21 protein-coding genes are annotated in these 22140 nt (G+C 63.5%); 10 read left to right on the top strand and 11 right to left on the bottom strand.

Annotation, left to right across the window (positions count from 1 at the left end; genetic code table 11):
- Positions 1–137 precede the first annotated feature (137 nt).
- Together IGX34_RS18550 and IGX34_RS18545 are read left to right on the top strand one after the other, a co-directional pair.
- A complete protein-coding gene (locus tag IGX34_RS18550; RefSeq protein WP_192557233.1) occupies positions 138–953 on the top strand; it encodes a sulfotransferase family protein in 816 nt (271 codons plus the stop codon).
- A gap of 484 nt (positions 954–1437) precedes the next feature.
- Positions 1438–2091 carry a GTP cyclohydrolase II gene (locus IGX34_RS18545; protein ID WP_192557232.1) on the top strand — a complete coding sequence of 218 codons (654 nt, stop codon included), beginning with the start codon at positions 1438–1440 and terminating at the stop codon, positions 2089–2091.
- 32 nt (positions 2092–2123) lie between these two features.
- Here IGX34_RS18545 and IGX34_RS18540 read toward each other — a convergent pair whose 3' ends face one another.
- Positions 2124–2384, bottom strand: a complete 261-nt coding sequence (locus tag IGX34_RS18540) for a hypothetical protein (protein WP_192557231.1) — start codon at positions 2382–2384, stop codon at positions 2124–2126.
- 199 nt (positions 2385–2583) lie between these two features.
- Here IGX34_RS18540 and IGX34_RS18535 point away from each other — a divergent pair, with 199 nt between their 5' ends.
- The 3 genes from IGX34_RS18535 (at position 2584) to IGX34_RS18525 (ending at position 5834) form a co-directional block, all read left to right on the top strand.
- Positions 2584–3075, top strand: coding sequence for a DUF6496 domain-containing protein (locus IGX34_RS18535; RefSeq protein WP_192557230.1), 492 nt, complete (start codon positions 2584–2586; stop codon positions 3073–3075).
- A 126-nt stretch (positions 3076–3201) separates the two neighbouring features.
- Positions 3202–4818 (top strand): serine hydrolase domain-containing protein, encoded by a 1617-nt coding sequence (locus tag IGX34_RS18530; protein ID WP_192557229.1) that lies wholly within the window; start codon positions 3202–3204, stop codon positions 4816–4818.
- 110 nt (positions 4819–4928) lie between these two features.
- Positions 4929–5834, top strand: coding sequence for a CPBP family intramembrane glutamic endopeptidase (locus IGX34_RS18525; protein ID WP_192557228.1), 906 nt, complete (start codon positions 4929–4931; stop codon positions 5832–5834).
- 17 nt (positions 5835–5851) lie between these two features.
- Here the strand turns inward: IGX34_RS18525 and IGX34_RS18520 are convergent, their stop codons facing one another.
- The 3 genes from IGX34_RS18520 to IGX34_RS18510 form a co-directional block, all read right to left on the bottom strand.
- Complete coding sequence (locus tag IGX34_RS18520; RefSeq protein WP_192557227.1) at positions 5852–7618, bottom strand: alpha-glucosidase; 1767 nt, start codon at positions 7616–7618, stop codon at positions 5852–5854.
- A gap of 114 nt (positions 7619–7732) precedes the next feature.
- Entirely contained in the window at positions 7733–8548 is an 816-nt protein-coding gene (locus tag IGX34_RS18515; RefSeq protein WP_192557226.1) for a hypothetical protein, read from the bottom strand.
- 104 nt (positions 8549–8652) lie between these two features.
- Positions 8653–9780 (bottom strand): Fic family protein, encoded by a 1128-nt coding sequence (locus tag IGX34_RS18510; RefSeq protein WP_192557225.1) that lies wholly within the window; start codon positions 9778–9780, stop codon positions 8653–8655.
- A gap of 154 nt (positions 9781–9934) precedes the next feature.
- Between IGX34_RS18510 and IGX34_RS18505 the strand changes: the two genes are divergently transcribed.
- Genes IGX34_RS18505 through IGX34_RS18495 form a run of 3 tightly spaced genes read left to right on the top strand, consistent with a single transcriptional unit; the run spans position 9935 to position 13224 of the window.
- Entirely contained in the window at positions 9935–11656 is a 1722-nt protein-coding gene (locus IGX34_RS18505; protein ID WP_192557224.1) for an ATP-binding cassette domain-containing protein, read from the top strand.
- Between the two features lie 13 nt (positions 11657–11669).
- A complete protein-coding gene (locus tag IGX34_RS18500; protein ID WP_192557223.1) occupies positions 11670–12299 on the top strand; it encodes a class I SAM-dependent methyltransferase in 630 nt (209 codons plus the stop codon).
- Between the two features lies 1 nt (position 12300).
- Positions 12301–13224, top strand: a complete 924-nt coding sequence (locus IGX34_RS18495) for a flavin reductase (protein WP_192557222.1) — start codon at positions 12301–12303, stop codon at positions 13222–13224.
- Positions 13225–13255: 31 nt separating this feature from the next.
- Here the strand turns inward: IGX34_RS18495 and IGX34_RS18490 are convergent, their stop codons facing one another.
- From IGX34_RS18490 to IGX34_RS18480, 3 genes are all read right to left on the bottom strand, one after another.
- The gene (locus IGX34_RS18490) at positions 13256–13867 is read right to left on the bottom strand and encodes a protoglobin domain-containing protein (RefSeq protein ID WP_192557221.1); all 612 of its coding nucleotides are present in this window, start codon (positions 13865–13867) and stop codon (positions 13256–13258) included.
- A 106-nt stretch (positions 13868–13973) separates the two neighbouring features.
- On the bottom strand, positions 13974–14318 hold the full coding sequence (locus tag IGX34_RS18485; protein ID WP_192557220.1) for a carboxymuconolactone decarboxylase family protein: 345 nt from the start codon (positions 14316–14318) through the stop codon (positions 13974–13976).
- 76 nt (positions 14319–14394) lie between these two features.
- A complete protein-coding gene (locus tag IGX34_RS18480) occupies positions 14395–15396 on the bottom strand; it encodes a zinc-dependent alcohol dehydrogenase family protein (RefSeq protein ID WP_192557219.1) in 1002 nt (333 codons plus the stop codon).
- 142 nt (positions 15397–15538) lie between these two features.
- On the opposite strand from IGX34_RS18480, the gene IGX34_RS18475 reads away from it, so the two are divergent.
- Both IGX34_RS18475 and IGX34_RS18470 read left to right on the top strand, forming a co-directional pair.
- Positions 15539–16390, top strand: a complete 852-nt coding sequence (locus IGX34_RS18475; RefSeq protein ID WP_192557218.1) for a LysR family transcriptional regulator — start codon at positions 15539–15541, stop codon at positions 16388–16390.
- Between the two features lie 327 nt (positions 16391–16717).
- Positions 16718–16963, top strand: a complete 246-nt coding sequence (locus IGX34_RS18470; protein ID WP_192557217.1) for a hypothetical protein — start codon at positions 16718–16720, stop codon at positions 16961–16963.
- A 64-nt stretch (positions 16964–17027) separates the two neighbouring features.
- Here the strand turns inward: IGX34_RS18470 and IGX34_RS18465 are convergent, their stop codons facing one another.
- The 4 genes from IGX34_RS18465 to IGX34_RS18450 form a co-directional block, all read right to left on the bottom strand.
- The gene (locus IGX34_RS18465) at positions 17028–19049 is read right to left on the bottom strand and encodes a beta-L-arabinofuranosidase domain-containing protein (RefSeq protein WP_192557216.1); all 2022 of its coding nucleotides are present in this window, start codon (positions 19047–19049) and stop codon (positions 17028–17030) included.
- A 115-nt stretch (positions 19050–19164) separates the two neighbouring features.
- Positions 19165–19665: a DUF4142 domain-containing protein gene (locus tag IGX34_RS18460; protein WP_192557215.1), complete on the bottom strand. Its 501-nt coding sequence runs from the start codon at positions 19663–19665 to the stop codon at positions 19165–19167.
- A gap of 16 nt (positions 19666–19681) precedes the next feature.
- Positions 19682–20740, bottom strand: a complete 1059-nt coding sequence (locus tag IGX34_RS18455; protein ID WP_192557214.1) for a hypothetical protein — start codon at positions 20738–20740, stop codon at positions 19682–19684.
- Positions 20737–21408, bottom strand: coding sequence for a cupredoxin domain-containing protein (locus IGX34_RS18450; protein WP_192557213.1), 672 nt, complete (start codon positions 21406–21408; stop codon positions 20737–20739). Before IGX34_RS18450 ends, IGX34_RS18455 begins: the two co-directional genes overlap by 4 nt.
- Positions 21409–22140 lie beyond the last annotated feature (732 nt).

Below are 22140 nucleotides of genomic sequence, written 5' to 3'. Positions count from 1 at the left end.
CGAAGCAAAAACACGTAAAGGGCAATACCGCACCCGCATAGATCAGGCTCGTATCGCCAGCCACTACACGAATATCCCCGTAGGCCATAAGCTTCCCGACCTAATCAATGCCATTCGTCGCGACAGGTTCAGGGCTCATGGGGAAAACAATTCACTTCATCTCGGGATTGCCACGCTCCGGCTCCACCCTGCTGTCCGCGATCCTGGGCCAGAATCCGCGCTTTCACGCGGGCATGAGTGGCCCGATGGGCGGAGCTTTCAACACCTTGTTGGGTGAGCTGAGCGGGCGGAATGAGTATTCGATGTTCATCACCGATGAGCAGCGCCGCCGCATGCTTATGGGTTTGTTCGACAACTATTACGGGCCGGAATACGGCGCCGAAGTGGTGTTCGACACCAATCGCGCCTGGTGCAGCAAGATGCATCAGCTGAAGGACTTGTTTCCGAAGGGCAAGGTGATTGCCTGCGTGCGGCATGTGTCGTGGATTATCGACAGCATCGAGCAACTGGTTCGCAAGAATGCCTTCCAGCCGTCGTCGATCTTCAATTATCAGCCCGGCGGCACGGTGTACTCGCGCGCCGAAGGTCTTGCCAATGGCGATGGCCTGGTGGGCTATAGCTATAACGCCTTGAAGGAAGCGTTCTACGGCGAAGACACGGCCAATCTGATGCTGCTGCGCTACGAGACCTTGGTGAACGATCCGGCGCGCGCGCTGGCGGCGGTGTATGCCTTTATCGGCGAGCCCGCCTATCAGCACGACTATGCCAATGTCAGCTATCAGGCTGAGGAGTTCGACCAGCGCGCGGGTACCCCCGGTTTGCATACGGTGCACCGGCAGGTCACCCCGCGGGAGCGCAAAAGCGTGTTGCCGCCGGACGTGTTCCGTCGCTTCGAAAATGACATGTTCTGGCTCGATCCGGCATTGAATCCGCGCAACGTCGTGGTGGTGTAAGGCCGTCTCGCCGCCGGGGGATCTGTGCCAGCCGCCGGCGCTTGCGCGGTAACCAGGTCCCCAAGCGCACGCACTTTTTGCTCCGCGACCGCAACCAATGGCGGACCAGGGTGAACTCACTGTTCCACCCTGCGGGCAAATCTCGCCCGTCACCGAGGAAAATTCGATGCCAGTCGCGGCTGGAGCCGCCTTCCCAGGCTCAGGCAAGTCATTGATCGGTAAACTATGGGCTGCCTCGGCCAAGGCTGCCCTGGTGACATCGAGCCGGTGGGCTACCCAGCCGGGCATGCCGCGCAGCAGGCCTGCCCGGCCGTCGGGCGTAGTGGCGCGGCGGCTGGATGTGATTGATATTGCCGGCCGCGCCAGCATATTTCTGGCGGTATCCAAGCGGGCCAACCTCGGTGGGTCCGTCTCCGTTCCAAGTGGGCGCCGCGCGCAGCCCGTTCCCGCGCGCTGACCACTGTTGCATCACGAGATCGATCCCATGGCTTCTTCCTGCTTGCAAGCTGTTCCTTCTGCCGAACCGGGTGTTCGCACCACTGCGCAGCTGCCGATCCATCTGGCGGATGGCCGCGAGGCGGCGAGCACCATCTACAGCTTTCACGGCTTGTCCGACGGCCGCGAACATTTTGCGCTGCGTTTCGGCCACGGCGATAGCGATGCACCGCTGGTGCGGCTGCACTCCGAGTGCATGACCGGCGACGTGCTCGGTTCCGCGCGCTGCGACTGCGGCCCGCAATTGCAGGAATCGCTGCTGCGCCTGCATGAAGAGGGCGGCTATCTGCTGTACATGCGCCAGGAGGGGCGTGGCATCGGTCTCTACGCCAAGCTGGATGCGTATCGCCTGCAGGAACAGGGACACGACACGTATGCGGCCAATCGCGCGCTCGGCCACGGCGATGACGAGCGCGACTACACCGCCGCCGCCGAGATGCTCAAGTCACTCGGCATCACGCGCATTACGCTGATCAGCAACAACCCCGACAAGCGCACCCAGCTCGAAGCCCAGGGCATCGAGGTGGTGGCGATGCGTTCCACCGGTGTTTTCTCCGGCCAGCACAATCTGCGCTATCTGGAAGCCAAAGTGCGCCACACACACCACACCCTGGCATTGCCGAGTGGCCGGAAAGACGCTTGAGAAGCCGGCCGGTGCATGTGGCCGGCGCGAGGTCAGGACGGCGCGGCGAGCACCAGTCCTCGTACCAGGTTGAGCGCGGCATACAGTAGCCCCGCGGCCATCATTACCCATAGCGAAATCTTCAGCAGGCCGCGAAGCACGAGCCAGCCCGGCGCGCTGGCCGTCTGACCTTGGTTATTACGTTTTACTTCCATCACGATCACGATCGATGCACCACATTGCTGCGTGCAGAGGTTGCGGGTCGGAGCGACCACCATCCACGCCCCAACCTTCAGAAAGCGTGGACGGAGCATGCACAAACCGCATCGGTGCGCGGGGAGCGTCGTTACACAGGATCGCGCGTGCTGCTGCGCGGTTTTAACATCGCAGCAAGCATTCGCACTACGTCGTGCCACGCAGCAGCACGGCATTGATTATTTGCTTGGTTCTCTTTGACAGCGACTGGACGCGCGCGGTTGTACAGCTCCATTACCCCATAGCGAGGTATGCGAGATGCCGGAAGCCAAGACCAAACGAGCTGTGGCCAGAGACAAACGCCAGGGCAAGTCGGCCAGTACGCAGGCTGGCGAATTCGTACGCGAAGAGATGGAGCACATTCGAGAGGGCAAGCACGGTGCGCGCTCGGCCAAGCAGGCCATCGCCATCGGCTTGTCGAAGGCGCGGCGGGCCGGGTTGAAGGCGCCGGTCAGCAAAACGGCCAAGAAGTCGACCAAACGCAAGGCGGCACAAGATGAGCAAGCGGCGCGTCATCCGCGCAAGACCTCGGCCAAGCGTGCGCACGCCACCAAGCAGGCCTTGAAGCGCGAAGGCAGCAGCGCGGCGTCGCACGAATCCTTGTCCAAGCAAACGCGCAGCGCGGCGCGCAAGCGTTCGGCGTCGTCGCGTTCGGCGGCTGCAAAAAAGGCCGCGCGTACGAAGGGTGCGGCGGGCCGTTCCACTGCGGCGAAAAAGGCGGCGCGTACGCGCAAGCGTCAAGGTAGCTGACCTGCACTTCCCGAGCCGCTATGTATACCGGAACATCTGCCCGCATGAACAAAGACACTTGCAAGTACGCGGCATTCGCCTAAGGTCAGCGACTGTCTGGATGATTCCGCGCATGGCGGATGGGGCATGTCGATGAAGACGATGATGCTGGCGCTTGCGCTGACGCTCTGCCTGGGAACGGTGTCGGCGCAGGATGCCGCGACGCAACTGGATGCGGCGCTTCCGCATCCGGGCTCGGCCGATCTGCCCGGCTGCGCGGTGGGCGTGCAGCTGGGCGACAATGCGCCCGTGCAGCGCGCTTTCGGCATGGCCGACCTGGAACATGCCGTGCCGATCGGCGTGGACAGCGTGTTCGAGGCAGGCTCGGTCAGCAAGCAATTCACCGCGGCGGCGGCGCTGATCCTGGTCGGCGAAGGCCGCCTTTCGCTGGATGACGATATCCGCAAATACCTGCCCGAATTGCCCGACTACGGACATGTGGTGACGGTCGGCGAATTGATGGGCCATACCAGCGGCCTGCGCGATTGGGGCGATATCGAAGCGATGGCGGGCTGGCCGCGCACCGAGCGTGTCTATGACATGGCCGACGTGCTGCAGGTGACGGCACGTCAGCGCGCCTTGAATTTCGTACCCGGCACGGCATGGTCGTATACCAACACCGGCTTCAACTTGCTGGCGATCATCGTGCAGCGGGTTAGTGGCATGTCTTTCGTCGATTTCACCCACCAGCATCTGTTTGCGCCGCTGGGCATGACGCATACGCAATGGCGCGACGATTTCCGCCGCGTGGTACAGGGGCGGGCGATCGCCTACCAGCATGTTTCCGATGGCGTCTACGAACAGATGATGCCATTCGAAAATACCTACGGACATGGCGCGCTGCTGACCACCGTAGGTGATCTGCTGATCTGGAACCGGGCATTGAACGAGGGACGGCTTGGCGCCTTCGTCACCAAGGCCTTGCAGACGCGCACCCAGCTGACCCATGGACAGCCCACCGTGTATGCGCGCGGCCTGTTCGAGCGCAACTATCGCGGCATGCGCGAAGTTTTCCATGACGGCGCTACTGCCGGCTATCGGGCATGGCTGGGGCGCTTTCCCGACCAGCACGTATCGATCGCCATTCTGTGCAATGCCGACGATGCCAACACCAGCAAGCTGGCCCATGCCGTGGCGGATCGCTATCTGCCTGCCGCAAAGCCTGAGCAGGCCGCTTATACAGCGGCGCCGCCCGTGAGCCTTGCCGGCATCTATGCGAGCGAGCGCGACGGCGCACCGCTGCGCTTGAGCCTGCACGGCAAGCAATTGCAGTCGGATACCGGTCTCACCGTGCTGGCCGACGACAAAGGCGCGCTGGCGTTCGAGCGTGCCGGCGCCGGCATCGTCATGACGGGCGCGGTGCAGGCGGATGGGCGTCTTCGTCTCGATAACGCAGGCGATGCCACGTTCTACGATCGACAGGCGCCGTATGCGCCGACACCATCCGAGCTGGCCCGCATCGCGGGACGCTTTCACAGCGACGAGGTGCCGGTGACTTATCAGGTTACTGCCGTAGCCGGCGGCCTCAAGGTAGTGGCCGAAGGGCGCCCCGGCAAAAGCCGCTTGTTTGTGCCTGCCTATGCCAATGCCTTTATCAGCGGCGATGTGCTGTTGCGTCCGGTGCGCGGCGCGGATGGCAGTGTAAACAGTGTGGTTCTTTCCGATGACCGGGTCTGGCATTTGCAGTTCGCACGAATGCACTAAACCTTTTGCGCACGAGCGGCATCTTTGCCCATCGCCGTCGGCGATGCGTCGCAAACAAGTGTTGCTGTTGCCATGGCGATCCCTTTTCTTAAGGTCATGGCGAGAACTGCATGCGAGCTTCGATTCAGCCGGCGAATGCTTATACCCATCCGCTGGACATGGCGGCAACATCCGGCGAGCGGCGCACGGCATGGCGGCGGCTGTGCGGCTTTCTGGCGCTTGGCATCGGCCTTACGCTCATCGCGCTGTTCGTGATCAAGCATGTATTGAAGGTGCAGGTCGACCTGGACGCGTTGAGCATGCGGGTATTGCTGGTCGCCCAGGCGCTGCAGGCGGTGGTGATGGTGGTGGTTCCCACGGCCGTCCTGCTTCGTGCAGGGCGTGAGCCTGCCACCTGTTTTGGCTGGGGACGGTCGCATCGGCTGCGGCAGCTCGGCATCGGCGTGGCCGTGGGTGCAGGCATGATGATCTTGCTGCTGGCGATCCTGGCCTTGCTCGGTGTTTTCTCGCTGGGTTCGCCGCTGCTGTCTGCACGCGACGCGTTGGTGCATGGCCTGGGCTACGCCGCGGTATTTGCGCTCACGGCGATCGCCGAGGAGGGTTTTTTGCGTGGCTACGCGCTGGTGCAACTCAGTCGCGCGATATCCTTCTGGCCGGCAGCGGCGGTTACCAGCGTGGTATTCGCCGCCCTGCATTTGACCCATGCCACCGAAACGCCGATGGCCATTGTGCAAGCCGGCATGGTGGGGTTGGTGCTCGCCTACAGCTTTCGACGCAGTGGCGGGCTATGGTTCGCCTGCGGCTTTCACGCGGCGTGGGATTTTGTGCAGACCTATCTGGCCGGCGTTGCCGACAGCGGCATGTCGGCGTCAGATGTGCTGATGCATTCCAGCTTTCACGGACCGGCCTGGCTGACGGGTGGCAGTGCAGGGCCGGAGGGCAGCGCGATTGCGCTGCCCTTGACCGTGCTGGCGGGCGTGGTTACCCACCTCGTGCTGAAACCGCGCGATGCTTGATGATTGTCGCGGCGGTGTTATGGAGTGCCTGGCGCCGCGGGATGGGCCGCGGGCTTGAACACCCATACCGCGTAAGGCGGCAGGCTCACGCCATGCAGCGAGCTCGCATGCGCCAGCTCCGGCGCGGTGCTTGCCAGCGTGCTCACCGCACCCGGCGCAATCGCCGCGCTGAGCGGCTGTCCCGCATCGCTGAAATTCATCGCCACAGTCACCGGCTCAGGACCCTGGCGACGGAACACCAGCACCTTGGCATTGCCGTTATCCAGGAACTGCATCGCGCCGTCGTGCAGCGCCGGCTCGCTCTTGCGCAGCGCAATCAGCTGGCGATACCAGTTGAGCAGCGAATCGGGCTGCGCCAGTTCGGTTTGCACATTGACGTCCGGATAGTTCGGGTTGACCGGCAGCCAAGTGGTCTTGGCACTGGAAAAGCCGGCCTGGAAGCCTGGCGTCCATTGCATCGGCGTGCGTTCGCCGTCGCGGCCTTTTTCCTTGGGCCAGCCAGTGATGCCGATCGGATCGCGCACATCGTCCTTGCGCGTGGGCGTGGCGGTAGTCATGCCGATGGGTGCGCCGTAATAGGTCAGCGCACTGGCGCGGGTGGTGAGCAGCACGGCCGCGATCACCTTGGCGCGCGCAAGGTTGTGCTGGCCGTCGCCGAAGCGGTCGATCGAGCGGGTGTTGTCGTGGTTGTCGAACACGATCAGCGGCTCGCCCTGGATCTGCTGCGAGTCCTGCAACGCACGGCGGAACCAGCTGGCACTGAAGTTCGCGCCGTCGCCGAAGCCGGGCTGGGTATCCATCGGCAGCTGCAGCTCGTCGTGCTGGCGGCCATACCATTTCTGCAGCTCGGCCACGGTGGGCGTGTAGGTTTCGCCGATCAGCACGCGGTCGCCCGGATAGCTCTGCACCATGGCGCGCATGCGGCGCAGTACATCGTGCACTTCCGGCAGGTTGTCGCTGTATTGCGAACGCAGGTTCGGATCGCCCTGGTCATTGGTGCCGGGCAGCTGCGGATCGTCGTGCAGTTTGGGATCTTCGAACAAGGTGGAGATCGCATCCAGGCGGAAGCCGTCCACGCCGCGGTCGAGCCAGAAGCGGATCGCGGCGAACATGGCCTGTTCCACCACCGGATTGCGCCAGTTGAGGTCCGGCTGCTGCGCATAGAAGCGGTGGTAATAGAACTGGTGCCGCGCCGGCACCCATTGCCAGGCCGAGCCGCCGAATACCGATTCCCAATTATTCGGCGGCACCTTGCCGTCATGTACATAGCGCTGCTGGAACGGGGTCACGCCGGGCGCATGCGCATCGACGCCGTCATTCCACACGTACCAGTCGGCCTTGGGATTGTTGCGCGATGCGGCCGACGCCACGAACCACGGATGCTTGTCGGAGGTGTGGTTGAGCACCATGTCCAGCAGCACCTTGATGTGCTTCTGGTGCGCAGTGCTCAGCAGCCGGTCGAAATCGGCCAGCGTGCCGTATTGCGGGTCGATCGCCTGATAGTCGGCAATGTCATAACCGAAATCCACCTGCGGCGAGGGATACATCGGCGTGATCCAGATCGCATCCACGCCCAGCTGTTGCAGATGATCCAGATGCTGGGTGATGCCGTTCAGATCGCCCACGCCATCGCCATTGCTGTCGCCGAAGCTGCGCGGATAGATCTCGTAGAACAGCGCGCCTTTCCACCACGGTTGCTGGGCCTGGGCGGCGGGTCCGGGCTGCGCCCATGCGCAGGTGCTGAACATGGCGGCGGCCAGGATGATCCGGCAGAACAGCTTCATCGGCGAATTCCTCGTGTGATCGATGCGAAGTGATCGATTCGCGCACGGCGCAGGGCGAGACGAAGGCGCGGCCTCGTTCCTGCCCGATTATGCCTTGCATGCCGGGTGCTGGGGTCAGGCCGTGGCGCTCACGCCGATCGAGTTGGAATCGGTCTCGGGCACGAAGCCCGGAATCACTCCGGGGCTGGAAAAGAAATTGCCTTTCATCGCGCCATACAAGACATGGCTGCCGTCCGTGTCCGTGTCGGTGCCTTGCAGAATGGATTGGTTGCTCTTCTGGAACACCAGGAAGCTCAGCGCCGAATTCACGCTCTGGTGGAAATTGATCGACGCGCCGTCCGGCTGCGTGTAGCTGCCGTTATTGCCCATCACGTGCGCCATGGCTTGGCTGCCGCGGTTGAGCATGTCCATGAAGTTGAAGGTGCTGTCGGCCAGCTGCGACACTTTCTGCGTATCCGGCGAGGACAGCGGCTGGCCGGCAGCGTCGGCCCACAGGGCATAGCTGCTGGTGGCATCGTCATGAAAGGTCTGCACCGCTTTGACCAGGCTGGGATTGGCATTGAGCGTTTGCTGCAGCCAGGCCTTGTCGTGGTCGTTCAAGGAAGTGGAAACGACCTTGATCGAGCCGTTGTCGGACTGGAAATCGAAGCTGGCTTGCGCGAGATCGGGCCGTTCTTCGATGATTTTCTGCATGCTCGGCGCCAAAGCGCTGGCCACATCCTGCAAATCGTTCGCCAGTTTGCCCTCCGCACCCAGTGCCTTGAGCGCTGCCTGCAAGCTCGCACTTTGCTCGGGCGGCACGCTTGGCTGCATCGTCACGTTCGATGTCGCCGTGCTCGCGGACGACGTCTGATTGAGCGCCATCGAACTGAGCGAGGCGGATGACGTGAGGAGCGTGGCAGAGCCGAGCGGATTGATGGGGAGTGACACGGCCATTCCTTTGCGTTCGGTTCTCCCCAAGGCTCTCGGCCGCTGCGAGGATAACTTGAGCGACTTTTGCCAAGGCGCGTGGATGACCTGCAGGCTATATATCTCTATAGAGCCAGTGCATATTTGGCCCCCGGTCCGCGTCCTACATCGACGCCGACGATGCATCCCTTCTTGACCAGATCCTGCAGATGGCGCGTTGCAGTGGGTTTCGTAACGTGGGTGATCGCGCGATAGTTTTTCGCGCTGAATGCGGGGCTTCGGTCGCCGTCCAGGTCTTCGAGCATGCGGAACAGAAAGCGGCGCTGTTCGGGCAGCAGATCCAGGGCCTGCCTGCTGGCCCAGTAGCGCGCACGCACCAGCACGGCACCGATGCGTGCAAGCGCTTGCTCGAGGCTGGTCTTCAGCGTGTGCAGAAACCAGCTTAGCCATGGCGTGATATCCAGGCCGGATTTCTGGCTGTGCTCCAGGATGTCGTAATAGCCATTGCGATCGTCGAGGATGCTGGCCGACATCGTATACAGCCGGATGGCGTGGCTTTCGGCCTGCGCTAGCGCGAGGTCGGTCAGGGCGCGGGTGATGCGGCCGTTTCCGTCCTCATACGGATGGATGGTGACAAACCAGAAGTGTGCGATGCCGGCGCGCAGCAGGGAATCGATCGCGCCTGCATGCTTGCTGTCCCCGAACCACTCCAGGAACGATGCGAGTTGCTGCTGCAGCCTGTCTTCCGGCGGCGCCACGAAATGCACTTTGCGGCGATAGTCCGGGCCGGAGATCACTTCCATCGGGCCGTCGCGTAGGGCGCCGATGATCAGGCGCGGATATAGCAGCCGGGTCTGCTCTTCGGGGAATAGCAGCGTGTGCCACCAGTTCAGCCGCTTCAGGTCCAGCGGCGCGTCATAGTGTTGTGTGGCGTCGAGCATCATCTCGGCCAGACCTTCGCTGCGGCTGGAAGGTTTTCCCTGTGCGGGTGCTGCCAGCCCCAGGCGCTTGGCCAGCGAAGAACGAACGGCGGTCTCGTCGAGCTGTTCGCCTTCGATCCTGGATGAGGTGACGATGTTCTGCAGCAGCGTATTGAGTTCGCCTTGCTTGAGCTCCGCTTCGCTGATGGCGCTTGCCATGCCCAGCAAGCGGCCCTGGGCGACGCGGCAGTCCGCCAGCAAGGGGGCGAGAGTTTCGTCATTCCAGACGAAGCGGGGCCAGCCGGGTTGCTGCCATATCCACTCAACGCTCATACCGGGCTCCAAGAAGGGGAGTGAGCCCATTCGATGGGGTAATAGGCTCACTCCCGCCAGCAAAGCCCGCCCCAAGCCCATTTCCACAACCTTTTGGCCGATCCGGGGCACCCAACCCAGGAGCCTGCCCGAATGGGTGATTGAGTCTTTTCCGATGCCAGACCAACCAGCGACAGCACCCGGGCGCAGCCGCGATCTGCCGGTTGTGCTCAGGCACATGCTCGCGGGCGTCAGCCCGCTGACGATGCTGAGCTACCTGGCCTTGTCGCTGGGTGGTGCGCTGGCGGGCGGCTTGGCGGCGGTATGGCTGGTGCCGTTGGTACAGCCGGGACACGCGCTGGTCCTGGCCGGGCACAGTTTCGATGTGCGCGGTGGGGTGGCGGTGCAGGTGGCGGCCTTTGCCGCGGTGACCGCGGTGTTCGCCCTGCTGCGCTGGCAGGCGGCGCGGCTGGGTGCGCGGCTGGCCGGCCATTACGGCATGGGGCTGCGGCGCGAGGTGCATGCGCGATTGGTCGATGCCTCGCTGCCGTCGCTGGCGAATGCGACCTCGGCGGAAATCGCCAATGTGCTGACCCATAACGCCGAGCTGATCACGCAAGGCTTCAACGCCCTGATGCAGTTGCTGGTGGCGATGGTCACCGCGATCGTCAGCCTAGGGCTGGCGTTCTGGATCTCGCCGACGCTGGTGCTGGCCATGCCCTCGTTCGCGCTGCTCGCCATGCTTGCCTCGCGCGTCAGCAGCCGCGAACAGGAGCGGGTCAGCCGCCAATACATCGTGGATATGACGCAGCTGTTCTGGCTGAGCGAAGATTTTCCGCAGCGCCTGCGCCATGTGCGTTCGTTCGGCAAGGAGCCGGCGGAAAAGGCCGGCTACGGCGCCGTGTCGGCGCGGATCGCGCACGGTTACCGGCGGCACCTCGAGCTGATCGCCTCCGGCCGCCTGATGCTGGAATTGCTGGCGGCGGCGGGACTGGCGCTGATTTTCCTGCTGGCGTATCGCGTGCATGGCGCCGACCAGGCATCGCTGATTGCAGTGTGTTTGTTGCTGGGGCGCCTGCTGCCGTATCTGGTGCTTACCAGGCAGAGCTTTCACCAGCTGCGCTCGGCGGTGCCGGCGTTCGAGCTGTGGCAGCGCTATATGCAGCTCGATGCCGACCGTGCGCCGGCAGCACCTGCGCGCGCGACGCATGCGGCCGGCGTGCTGCATATCGAGCAGCTGCGGCTGGCGCCGCCGCTGTCCGGCGTGGACGTCCAGGATTTCTCGCTGCTGCCCGGCGCATTGACCCTGGTATGCGGCGATTCGGGCATCGGCAAGAGCAGCCTGATCGATGTTCTGGCCGGCATGGTGCAACCGGCTGCGTTTGCCGCGCGGATCGGCGGCCGTGCGGTCGGGTTCGAGGAATACCGCGAGTTGGTGCGGCATGGTGCCTACCTCAGCCAGAGTGTGCGGCCGTGGCAGCGTTCGGTACGCGAATGCCTGCTGTGGGCGGCGCCCGAAGCCACCGACGAATTGATGCGGCGCGCCTTGGCCGATGTTGGCCTCGACCGGCGCCTGGCCACGTCCAGCGAAGGGCTGGATACCGCCTTGAGCGATGCCTCCAGCCGTCTTTCCGGTGGCGAATTGCAGCGCCTGCTGCTGGCGCAGGTGATTCTGCGCCAGCCGTTCATGGCCTTGCTGGACGAAGCCACCAGCGCGCTGGACGAAGTTTCCGAGCTGGCCGTGCTCGCGGCGGTCAGGCGGCGTTTGCCGCATACGATCCTGGTGGTGGTTTCCCATCGCAGCAGCGTGGAAGCCATCGCCGACAACGGCCTCACCATCGGCGGCGGCGCAGAGCGCACCGCCACGGCCTTCAAAACGGCGATAAACGGCCACTGAGACTGCTGACGCAATGCATACCGGCGAGCAATACCACGCACTGTTCACTTCTTCGCAGCAGGACCTGCAGGTACGCAGCAGGTTTCAGTCTCTGGCGCTGAAGCTGCTGGGCCAGGGCGACGATCTTCTCGATTTCGGCGCCGGCACCGGCATCGACGCCAAGGTGTACGCAGCCCACGGGCATCGCACCTTCGTATACGAGCCGTCGGACAGCATGCGCGACTACTTGCTGCATCACTGCCGCGACGAGATCGGCGGCGCAGCCGTGGTGCGGGTGGAATTGCCGCTGGCCTGCCAGGTGCAAGGCGTTACGGCGAACTTCGCCGTGCTCAATCATTTCGACGATCACCGCGCGCTGTTCGACGATCTATCGCGGGTGGTGCGCCCGGGTGGTTTTGTATTGGCCAGCATGCTTAACCCGTATTACCTCGGCGATGCACGCTATGGCTGGTGGCGCAGCAATCTGCTCACGCTGCTGCGCACCGGTCGTTATGCGATCCAGAGCGAAAGCCGTATCCATCGCTTCGCACCACGCGTAGTAGCCCGCGCCGCCGCACCGCATTTCCGGCTGGAACGGCTGACGCCGCGCGGCTTGGGGCTGGCCACCGAGCTGTATATGTTCCTGCTGTTCCGGCGCGTCTGACATGTTGAAGGACTGGATCAGGCCGCTGCTGCGTCCGCTACCGCAATGGTCGACGATCGCGGCAGCGCCGCCGTCGACGATCGTTACCGCCACGTTGCGCTGGCATGGGCAAGAAGCCGATGTCACCGCCGATCACACGGTGGCCGCGCTCAAGCCGCTGGTGATCGCCACCAGTGTGGATGCGGGCGAGCAGCCGGTGCTGGAGTATCGCGACAGCGTCAGCGGGAGCCTGCTGGGACGCCTGCAATTGCAGCGTTGCGGTTCCGTCGCGACCGATCAGCATACGATTGCGCTATACCAGGTGAGCGCAGGCGAGCATCACTGCCTGGCGTGGCCACAGCGCCAGTGGCATGCCTGGCTGCAGAACCGCAGCATGCTGAAAAATCGCCAGCCGCAGCACCTGGGCATGGAGCCGCAGGCAGTGCAGCAGCTGATGATTGCGTACCTGTGCCCGCGGCCGGTGGTGCTGGTATCGGTCAGCGTGCCCGGCCATCGCAATATTTTTCCGATGGATCTGATCGGGCCGCTGCAACGCAGCGGGCTGTATTCGCTGGCGCTGCGCAGCACGAATATTTCCGAGCCGGTCATGCGTGAAGCACGCAAGGTGGTGTTGTCCAGCGTGCCTGCGGCGATGAAGGCCACGGTGTACAAGCTCAGCGAACACCACAAGCAGCCGCCGTCGGATTGGGCGGCGCTGCCGTTTCCGCTGCGGCCATCGCACGAGTACGCGATTCCGGCCGTTGCTGCGGCTTTGCACATTCGCGAACTGCAGATCGTGCACAGCGAGCGCATCGGCTCGCATACTTTCTTTCTGGCGCGGGTCAGTGCGAACGAGAAGCTGGCCGATGGCGAGCAGTTGCACCACACAGCGGGCTTTCATCAGGCCTATCGTCGCCAGCGGCATGCGCCGTTCGTTGAGGTCTAGCGCGGAACACGCCTGCCTTCCGCTTGGCGAATCACCACTCGCGGCCCGCGCGCTCCATCTCCATATACGGCTTGGCCCACAACGCCATCTGCATATGCATCGACTTGCACCAGGCCGCGTGCATCTGCGTCACCTCCGCTTCCGCGTGCCCTTTGGCCTGTAGATAAGGCCGAATGGTCTCGTTGAGCACGGCCACGAAGGCCACGATATCGCTGTACGGCACATGCGATGTCGAGTCGGCATGGTCGGTCTGGTTCTTCTTGGCGCTGGTATGGCGCAGGGCGATTTCCTGCTGATAGTTGAGCCAGTCCTGGTCGTAGGGACGCAGGCAGGTATCCAGGATCCATTGCTCGAAGCGGCGGTTGCTGCGTGCCAGGTAATCGGGCAGCGGCGATCCGTCCAGCTTGCGCGAATGCCTGGCCAGATGCGGAATGCCGGCAATGATCCCGGCGCGCCAATGCTTGACGATAGCTTCCACCTGGTCGCCCAGCACCGCGCCGGCAAGCTGCAGATAGCGTTCGTCTTCCGCGTTGAAGCCAGTGGCAACTTTCAGTCGCTGCAGATCGTCCATGCTGGCGGACGAACTGCCGACGGCCGGCGTGCCATAGGTGTAGCCGGGTATTTCAGTTGCAGATACATGCATGGGGATTCTCTTGCGCTGTCGTGGTGCAGGGACGTGGATGGATGGCCGAGCGCGCTGCCGCTGCGCGAGGAAACAGGGCCTCTCGCGCAGCGACTCGCGCCGATGCTCAGCTGGCCGCGCTGTGTTCGCTCACCGCATCCATCACGCGGGCGGAATAGACCAGGGCGGCGCCGGCATTGAGTGCGACCGCCACGCCCAAGGCTTCGCTGATTTCTTCGCGGGTTGCGCCGTGCTTGAGCGCCTCGCCGGTGTGTACGGTGATACAGCCATCGCAGCGGGTGGTCACGGCCACCGCCAGCGCAATCAGCTCGCGCGTTTTTGCATCCAGGTGACCGGTTTTCTGGCCGGCCTTGGACAGGGTTTGATAGCCGGCCACAGTGTCGGGGCTCAGCTTGCCGATTTCGCCGATGCGGCCCATCAGTTCTTTGCGATATTCAAGCCAGTTCAGCATGAGGTTTCTCCTTGGTGGATTTGCAGTAGTAGCCGGCGCGGCTGGCGAGCCGGGCGGGTGTTGCTCAACGGTTGCCTCAGTGGGCAATGCGGATCACGACCTTGCCATGCGCCTGCTGCTGTTCGACCAGCGCGTGCGCAGCATCGATGTCGTTCAAATCGAACTCGTGTGCGTCCAGCAGCGGCCGGAGCATGCCGGCTTCGGCCAGCCGGGTGGCTTCGCGCAGAATCTCGCCGTGATGCGCCTTGCCTTCGCCGGTCAGCAGCGGCAGCAAGGTGAACACGCCCGAATAGGTGGCGGCGCGGAAGGAGAGCGGCGCCAGTGCGTGGCTGCCCCAGCCCAGCGAACTCACCACGTGACCGAAGCGTGCCACCGCGCGAAAAGACGCATCGAGACTGGCGCCGCCGGTGGTGTCGTACACCACATCGAAGCCGCGGCCGGCGCTGTACGTATTGACGTAATCCTCGACCGACATGCGCGCATGCTCGATCGGCGTGGCGCCCAGCCGCTCGATCACGTCGGCGCGGGCTGCGGCGCCGGTGGCGAACACCGTGGCGCCGAAGGCGCGCGCAATCTGGATCGCCATGCTGCCGACACCGCCGGCACCGCCTTGCACCAGTACGTGCTGGCCGGCGTGCACATGGGCGCGATCGACCAGCCCTTCCCACGCGGTAATAAATACCAGCGGCAACGACGCCGCTTCGCGCATGCTGAAATGCGCCGGCTTGAGCGCCAGCAGGCCAGCATCCACCGCGGCATATTCGGCCAGCGAACCCTGCACACCGCCGACGCCGCCGGTCATGCCGTACACCTCGTCGCCAACGCGGAAGTCGCTCACCTGGGCGCCCACCGCTTCGACCACGCCGGCCAGGTCCATGCCGAGAATGGCCGGCAGCGGATGCCGCGCGTGCTCCGCGGCACCGCGGCGAATCTTCAGGTCGAGCGGATTGACCCCGCTGGCGAGGATGCGCACCAGCACCTGGCCGGGCTGCGGCACGGGCCGGGCGATATCGGCGAGGCGGAAGGGGGCGCCGTAATTTTCCAGCACGGCGGCTTTCATGGAGGCGGGTTGGGACATGGCGAACTCAGGCGTCAGAGGGAACTGGCGGCTAAGCTACGCCCAATAATTTTGCATGAAAATCAAAATTACCGTATTCAGTCCATGCATAATTGCATGAGCTTGGGCACGGTCCGGCGTAGCAAGAAGCGAGGGACAAACGATGGAATGGAGCGATCTGCGCGTATTCCTGGCGGTGGCGCGCGAGGGCACGCTCGGCGCTGCCGCGCGCCGACTCGGACAGACCCAGCCGACCATGGGCCGCCGCCTGCAGGCGCTGGAACAGGCCCTGGGGCACCAGCTTTTCCAGCGCACCAAGGATGGCTTCGTACTCACCGATGAGGGCAGCGCCGTGCTCGCCCACGTGGAGCGCATGGAGGAAGAGGCGCTGGCATTTCAGCGCCAGCTCACCGGCCAGGAGCAGCAACTGGACGGCATGCTGCGCATCACCTCGTCGGATTGGTTCGCCGAGTACCTGTTGACGCCGCTGATTGCCGACTTCGCCAAACAGTATCCGCGCGTAGTGATCGAATTGCTGACCGACTCGCGCTTCTTCAGCCTGTCGCGGCGGGAGGCCGACCTGGCCTTTCGCATCCAGCCGTTCGACGAGCCCGACGTGGTGTCGCGCAAGCTGCTGCGCATGCCTTACGGCGTGTATGTCGCCACGGATCATCCAGTGCCCGCGGCAGGCGATGGCGAGGGTGCCTCCTTGCTGGTGATGAACATTGCCTTCGGCGGCATGCCCGAAGTGGCGTGGCTGCAACGCATGCTGCCGCGTGCCCGTGTCGGGTTTCGCAGCAATGCGCGTTCGGTGCAGGCGCGCATGTGTGCCAAAGGTGCGGGCGTGGCGGTGCTGCCGCGCCCGCTCGGCGACGCGATGGCGGAACTGCAGCGCATCGAGCTGGGCGAAGAACCGCCTACGCGCGACATCTGGGTCGGTTACCACCGCGATATGCGACGGTTGGCGCGTCTGCGTGCCTTGATGGAGATGGTGGTCGCGCGGCTGGCCAATTGAATACCTGCGCGAAGACGTGCTGCCGCTTGCCTCGTTGGAGCATTGCAAAGCACTGGCAGTCGTGCACAAAGCCGTCGATCAGCGCGATATGTTGAAAAAACCGCTGATGGCCATGGAGCACGTGACTCCAGCCATATCCCAGAAGCGGTTGGCCAGGAAGCCGGTAAGGCAGACGAATGGCCAGCTAAATCGATAGCCCCATCTGTCCGCGCGGATGTCCGCCGATATGTCCGCGGACATGCCTGCACCGATGCAAGCACTTGAAAGCACTGACTGGAACATATCTTGCAAATCCCTGTGTAACAGCAAGCGATCAGGGAGGAGGTCGTGGCGGCCTCTGCCAGGAAACGGCTCAGACGTTCGCACCTGCGGGATGGCGACACGCCCTTTGCGCGCCTGCCGTGGGAGCTGCAGCGTTTTGTGCTCGATTTCCTGCGCTGTCATTTGTGCGAGGTGACGCTGGACAACTGCCAGGTGGTGGCATTGGCGGTGGAATTTCAGCTGCAACAGAACCGGCTGCTATGCCCGGCCGAGCTTTGGGTGATGTTGGAACACGACGTTGTATTCGATTGATGAAGCGCTGCCGCAGCGAGATCCCGCGCGGCAACACCTATTCATGCTTCGTCAGGCGGCGCACTCAGCCCAGCGACGGAAACGCCGTGATGCGCAGCTTGGCGCCGGCATAAGGCACCAGCGTGACGGATTGCGCGGCTTCATCGGTGGCGGGTTCGGCCTTGGCCGGCACCGGATCGGCACTGCCTTCTTCCGCCTTCCATGCCGGTACGTAACGACCCTGCAGCGTCAATTGCACGGCGGGCGTTGCGCCTGCGAACGGCTTATCGCCGATGGGATGTTCACTCACCGCAACAGACGCCGCGGGATCGATGCCCAGGTTCCAGCGCGAGCCGGGATACACCTGCCAGTCGTTGGTCGGACCGCGCTTGCGCCAGATCAGCCAGTTCTCTTTGATTGGCAGGGCGTAGACCAGTGCGCCGCGGCTGAAACTGAGGGCACCGTTGTAGCCGCGCTCAGTCTTCACTTCGGCATCGAAGTGCACTTCAACGATATCGCCGGGGGCCCAGGTGCGCTCGATGGTGGTAAAGCCGGCGACCGCAGCGACCGGCTTGCCATTCACCGCCATACGCGTGTTTTGCGACCATGCCGGCATGCGCAGGCGCAAGGGAAAGCGCAGCGCGCGTTGCGGCTTGAGCATGATGCTGACGCTTTGCCGGAAGGGATAATCGCTCACTTGCTCGACCGTCACCGGCACATCGCGCACCACGGTCGTCACCGTGCATGGCGCGTAGCTCATCGCCGCCAGCCCCTGGTCGGCGGTGGCCATCCATAGGCTGTTGGCGAATTTGGGCCAGCCTTGATGGAAATTCGCCGTGCAGCAGCGGAAATTCGGTTCCAGTCCAAACAGGTTCGATTCCGGTCCGTCGGTGGTCCACGGCTGGCGGTGCAGGCTGCATTCGACCTGGTTGGGTTGCTGGTTGTATTGGTGCGCCCACATGTCGTCGGTCAAGGCGGCGGGCAATGCATTGAAGGCGATGCGCTCCAGGCGATCGCCCAACGCGGCATCGCCGGTAATGGCCAGCGCCACTTCCAGCGAGAACATGGTTTCCACCACGGTGCACAGTTCGGTGCCTTGCGACGGACTGCGGCCGGCAAGATGTTCGTCCGCGGAGAACATGCCATTGGGCAGGCCGTGATAGGTATCGAGCATCTGCAGCTGATGCTGGATGGCGTTGCAGTCGACGGCGGTACCGGACACGGTCGACCACACCGGCGAAGCTTTCAGCGCTTGCGCGTTGTTGACGCCGTGCACCTGCAACCCGAGATCCTGCATGAACGCGTCGGAGCCGCCGGCCTGTTTGCGCAGCGCATCGGCGTCGGTTTTCTGCGTGAACGGAAAATGCGCGAACATGCCCTGCCAGTCGTAACCCTGCTGGCGAAGCAGATGCGCAAGCTCAAGCAGTTTAGGATCCTGCGTGCGCTGGTAAAGCCACAGCACGGACATCAGCTCGTCCTGCCAGCGCATGCGCGCCCAGTCGCGCAAGGGGCGCGTGGGCAGCGCCTGCAGCTGATAGTGGAAATAGCGCGTCATCAACGGCATCACGCGCGCATCGCCGGTGAGCTCGTGATACTGCGTCAGCACCTTGAGCATGACCATGCGCGGCCACCAGTCGTCGTTGCTGCGCGGACCGAACATGCCGTTGTCCCACGGATGATCCAGCGTCCAGTCGATAAAGCGCATCGCCTTGGCCTTGAGCTGTGGCGAATCCAGCTGCCATGCCAGCGGCACCAGGCCATCGAGAAAATACGGACCGTCTTCCCATGATTCGCCGCTGCCACCCAGCCAGCCGCTGTCCGGCCCTACGATCGGCCAGAACTCATCCAGATGACCGCCCAGGCCGGCCGCCTGGATCGCCAGCTGCCGCCGCAACCAGCCGCCGGCCTTGATCGAGCCGGCCGGCAGCAGCGCAAAGGGTTGTTGCATCAAGGGTGCCGTGGGAAACAGCGGCACCTGTGGCGTGCCGCCGGCCGTCGCCGGCAATGCGGCGGCGCGCAGCGGCCGGTACGTCATCGCGCTCATGCCGGCCGCCAGGGCCATGCCTTGCAGAAACGAACGGCGGCTCATCGGAGAAAGCGGCGGCATGCACGTGCTCTTGGCTCAGGGCGACCGGCCAAGTGTTGTTCAATAGTCCGACAAATTCAAATCACCAGGGGAAAATGCCGGAACAGGCGCGCCGCCGCGGTCGCCGTCCTGTGTCTCAGGGCTTGGCGTGCAGTTCGCCCTGATGACGCACAACGATCCGGTGCGTTTCGGCAGCGAAGGCACGCAGATCCGGATTGGTGCCGGAGGCGGCTTCCTTCGCGAACGCAGCGCCGTCCTTGCTATGGATGTCGTTCATGCTGCTCAGATAAGCCGTGTCGAAGGCCGGTCCCGATAAAGCCTTCAGATCATCCAGCTTCTTCTGGAACGACGCATTGAGCGTATCGGCGACCGGAATGCCTGCGCCCTTGGCAATCGTGCTGAGTTTGTCGCCGACCAGCTGATGGTCATGCGCTTCGGTGCTGCCCTGGTCCTTGATGTCCTGCGTGCTTCCCTGATCGGCGGCAAGCTGGCCCGCCTTCACTTCAAACATGCCGCCCTGGCTGACCATGGCGACAAAGGCCTGGTCGGTGGCAGAAACGTTTTCGGCAGCATTCGCCGACAGCGGCAGCGCGACGGCCACGGCAAGCACCAACAAAGCGGAAAGATGCGATTTCATAGTGATCTCCATCGTGTCATGAGCGGTTGAGCTTGAGGATGTGATTGAAGCTTTCGCCGATGCGCATCACGATCGCGCTGCCGCGCGTGCGCAGCACCAGCGTGCGGTCGCCGCTGGCGGCGCGGTCAAGCACCTCCAGCACGTCGTCGAGCGGTCGCCAGGTAAACCACCACTGCAACAGCAAGAGCAAGGCGATCACCGCGCCGAACAGCACGAAGCCGCCGATCAGCAGGGGCGCCGGCGATCCGGCTGTATCGCCGCCCTTGTAGATCGCCACCACCGCAAGCTCCAGGCCGGGCACGCGGGCCGGCGTAACCCAGCTGCGAAGATCGCGCTGCTCGCCGTGCAGCGGCAGCGGGCCGCCGCCGTTGCGTGCCAGCGCCATCACCTCGGCATCGCGCGCGGTCAACACGTTTTGCACCGACACATCCACGTCGCGGGCCGAGGCGGCCACGATCGAGGCCGGCGTCATCAGCACCACATCGCTGTCCGACATCGCGGTGGCCGGCTGGAAAAACGCGCTTTCGACCTGGCTTGCCGTGACCAGCAAACCTTTCAGCGCATGGTTTTGCAGCAGCGGCGATACCACGACCCAATACAGCACGCCATCCTGCAGCCAGGCGCCGCGGGCCGGTGCGCCGTCGTGCACGGCTGCGGCGACCAGCGGATCGTGCGCAATGCTGTCGCTGCCGCGGGCCAGCACGCCCGACTGGCTGACCAGGTGGCCTTGTGCATCCAGCACCATCGCCACGTCGTAGCCCTGGCGGCGCTCGCTCAGCAGGTCGGTAATCGACAGCTTGTCGATCGTGCCGCCGCGCGCCGGATCGGGCGCCAGCGACTGCACCACGTATTCGACGAAATCGCGATCCGCGGCCAGCATTTGCGCGCGCAGTGCCAGCTGGTCGAGGGCGGATTTTTGCAACTGCTGCTCGACCAAACCGGCCTGCTGCATCTTCTGCGTCTGCAGATACAGGGCTTGATCTTTCAGCAGTGCGCTGGCGCCCAGTGCGGCGGCCACGGTCAGCAAGGTGACGATCGCCAGCCCGCGCAGCAGGAAATTCGTTGAGTGCTTCATCGCATCCGGCCCGCATTGAGTTCGGTGGCCACGGCCGGCTTCACTGCCACCAGCTGCTGCGTCACGTCCGCCGCAGGTGCGCTCACGCTGGACTGCACCAAGCCGCTGCGTGGATTCCAGAAATAAAGTTGGCCGGCACCTTTGGGCAAGCCGCGCAGCACAAAGTGGCCGTCGGCATTGACCTGCGCGATATAGGGCGTCGGCACGACCAGCAAGTCCAGCTCCATCGAGCGGTGCACACTGCACCCGATCAGCACCAGGCCGGCATGCGTAAACGAATGCGAGGTCGACTGCCCTGACGCCTGGAACTGAAAGTCGAAGGTCGAATTAGGCGTGGCCGAATAGAGGTTGTGCAGCAATTCGTCCAGATTGGTAAACGTAACCGTGCTGCCTGCCGGCACCACCATCGCTGCGGGGCGGAAATCGTGATTGACCGTGTAGACCGTAAAGTGGCCGGGCTTGACGTGCACCGGCGCCTTGGCCGGAACGAAGTACACCAGGGTATTGGCGATATCGGTTGCCGTTACATTCTGGCCGGGGCCGGCTGACAGCGCGACGCGCCCGCTCACTTCGTTCGCATGTCCCGTCGCCGCCGTGCCTGACGCAACCGCTGCGGTCGACATCAGCACCCATAACAGGCCGGCGCATCCGCGTGCTGCACGCAACATCGTCGCGCTTCGATGAATCGTAGACATCAATGCCCCCGTTTGCATTGGTTTTTGAAGATTTACCAGGCTATGTGCTTCCAGCATCGCCATCGGTTGCGTCCTGCAGGCGAAGCCGTCGCAGGGCTTACGCCTATCGCCGTGACAGCGTCCGCAGGCCAGCGACTACCCGCCAAAGACGAGCGCCGGATGGCACGCAGCAGCTTACGATCGATCAGCGCATGAACATGCGATCGACGTATTTAAAAGATTGATTCGCACCGGCCAAATATGTGTACGCATCGGCAACAGCCGGCGCGTTTGTCTTCAGAACCTGTAGCCGCGCTATTAGGACAGGCGTGGCTTGAATTCGTCTAATTGATTGTTCGAATAGAACCCATAGGGCATCTCAATATGGATGTCCTGTCCTGCAGTAGCAAAAAAACGGTCACCTATAGCGATGCCAATGCGGCTGGGACCCAGCGAATTTCCACGCGGCGATGTCAATGAAATCATCTGGCTATCGATTTTTCACGTGACGCTTCAAATCGTGCGGCCGTGATTCCTGTATTCGCGGGAACGACGACAAGGTGGCGCCTGCGTAGATGGCGAAATGGCGTAAGTATCAGTTGCCGATCGACGCGATCCATCCGACGACTTTGAGCTGCGTTTCGAACTTCGTGAAGAAGCGGGTGAAGAGAAGTCATCGCGCATTGCTGTTAGGTTCACCCCGGCATGCCAAGAATCAGCCGATTC

This window comes from Dyella acidiphila, from assembly GCF_014863405.1.
GTDB classification, from domain to species: Bacteria; Pseudomonadota; Gammaproteobacteria; order Xanthomonadales; family Rhodanobacteraceae; genus Dyella_B; species Dyella_B acidiphila.
This window is presented reverse-complemented; position numbering and strand designations above follow the sequence as displayed.